Below are 2,443 nucleotides of genomic sequence, written 5' to 3'. Positions count from 1 at the left end.
GTCATCATGGCAACGTTTTCGATCAGCACGTTTTCGGTCAGCTCCAGTTCCAGGCATTCCGGCGTCAACCCGTTATCCGCCAGTGCATGCTCAATATGGATCATAAGGTTCTCATCCTGGAACTGGCGCGGCGACAGATTCACCGCCATACGCAACGGCGGCAAACCGGCCTCGAGCCATACACGATTCTGACGGCAGGCCTCCGCGAGCACCCAGGCACCGATCGGTACAATCAGGCCGGTCTCTTCCGCCAGCGGGATGAATTCAGCCGGCGATACCGAACCCAGCTCCGGATTGTTCCAGCGCAGTAAGGCTTCCATGCCGGTGATCTGGCCGTTCTCCAAATTCACGATCGGCTGGTAATGTGCCGACAATTCACCGCGCTCGAGCGCGCGCCGCAAGCGGTTCTCAAGCCCCAGGCGCGCCGCCAGCCGGACGTTCGTCTCGGCGGTATAGATCTGATAGCGGTTGCGTCCCTGGTCTTTGGCCTGATACATCGCCGCATCGGCGTTCTTAAGCAAGGTCTGCGCGTCGGCCGCATCCGCGGGATACATGCTGATGCCGATGCTGGGCGTAATGAACAGCTCGCGACCTTCGAGATGCAGCGGCTTGCCCAACGCCTCAATAATCGTTGTGGCAATCACGGTCGCATCTTCGACCCGGGTAATTTCCTCGAGCACCACCACGAATTCGTCACCGGATAGTCGCGCAACCGTGTCGATCGAGCGGACGCTGTCGATCAGACGCGCCGCGGCTTTCTTGAGCACCCGGTCGCCGACGTCATGCCCGAGCGTATCGTTGATGACCTTGAATCGATCGAGATCGACGAACAGCGCCGCGACCATCATGCCGTGCCGGCTGGCGCGCGCAAGCGCGCCACTGACGCGGTCGACCAAAAGCACGCGGTTCGGCAGCCCGGTGAGCGAGTCGTGATGCGCCAGGTACTCCAGGCGCTCTTCGGCGCGCTTGCGTTCGGTAATATCGCGACTCACGGTCGCGATCGCGATCGGCTCGCCGGTGGCCAAGTTGCGTACCAAAAACCCTGTGCTCATCATGGGAATCTGGGTGTCGGTCTTGAAATTCCTGAAACGCAGCTCGCCTTCCCAATAGCCTTCCTTGATCAAGGCCGGGAACCCGTGGTCGTGAAACTCGCGCCGGTCGGCCTCGGCAATATAGTCGAAGATATGCGTCGCCTTGGCTTGCTCGATGCTGTCCAGTCCGACCAGCTGGCGACCGGCGGGGTTCACGAATATGACTCGTCCATCGAGCGACGCAACGGCGATAAAATCGCGACTGTATTCCACCAGCGCCGCAAGTGTCTGGCGCTCCTCCTCACCTTTCCGGAACGCGCGCATGTCACGCCCGGTACCGATCAGACCGATACTCACACCTTGTTCATCGCGCAATTTTACGCCGTTCCAGAGATACGGGACCGGGCCGTTCGGGCCGAGCAGGTTGTATTCCATCTCGAAGTATTCGCCCTTTTTCATTTCGCGCCGCATCAGCTCGGTGATCTGGTCGCGCTCGCCCGGAGGGACGATTTCCTGCCAAGGCACCCCTAACAGTTCGACGGGCGACCGGCCAAGCAATTGTTCCAGCTTCTTGTTCCATCGGACCATGCACCCTTTCCGGTCGACCTGGTACACCACGTCGGGGATACCTTCCATGATGGTTTGCTGCCCGTGCAGCGCCGCGCCCAACTCCTGGGTCTTGTGCTCGATCAGACTGCGGGCCTCGTCCAGTTCCTGGGTCATTTTATTGAACGTGACCGCGAGCTGCCCCAGTTCGTCGCGCGAAGCGATTACGATGCGGTGCGCAAGGTCGCCATGGCCCACGCGTTCGGCGCCGGTGCGCAGCAAATCGATCTCCTGATGCATTTGCCGGAAGAAAAGGAACGAGAACCACAGACCGAGCGCTGTAAGCAGGCCGGTCACCGCGAATGTAGCATTGCGGAACACCCGATACATCCAGCGCGCACCTTCCGACAATGTGGCGGAGAATTCTGTTTCCACCCGCGTGAGCTGGGCGTTGATCCGGTCTACCGCTACCAAGAGCTCATTCGCTTGCACATCGGTGAGTGTTTGCAACTCAACCTCGCGGTGCAGTGTATCGGCCATGATTTCAAGCTCGGCCATATGGCGATCGCCTTCGGTCCAAAGCGCGACGGCCTTTTCGACGTATTCGATCCAGCCGAACCAGCGATAAATAATGACGGCGGCGACGAAATCGTCGGGATGGTTGTGTCCGGCGATGAAGCTTTCGAGCGCGAGCGAGTGGTCCAACGTCGGGGCGTTCAGCGCGAGGCGTAACCGATGATCAGCCTGCGGAACGGCTATGGCCTTAAGGTATTCTTCGTAGTAGCGTGGATCGCGCGTGCCAGCGTAGCGCTGCAGATGATAAACCGCGTCCTTCTGCCCCTTGGCCCATAATCCCTCACCTCGGA

The 2,443-nt window shown here is 60.0% G+C and carries 1 protein-coding gene; it reads right to left on the bottom strand.

What is annotated here, in order from left to right; genetic code table 11:
• Nucleotides 1-2,443: diguanylate cyclase domain-containing protein (locus WAQ08_RS08050; RefSeq protein ID WP_422190741.1), on the bottom strand; the 2,443-nt coding region annotated here is incomplete at both ends.

The sequence above is a fragment of the Aquabacterium sp. genome (genome assembly GCF_049274795.1).
Classification (GTDB): Bacteria; Pseudomonadota; Gammaproteobacteria; order Burkholderiales; family Burkholderiaceae_C; genus Aquabacterium.
This window is presented reverse-complemented; position numbering and strand designations above follow the sequence as displayed.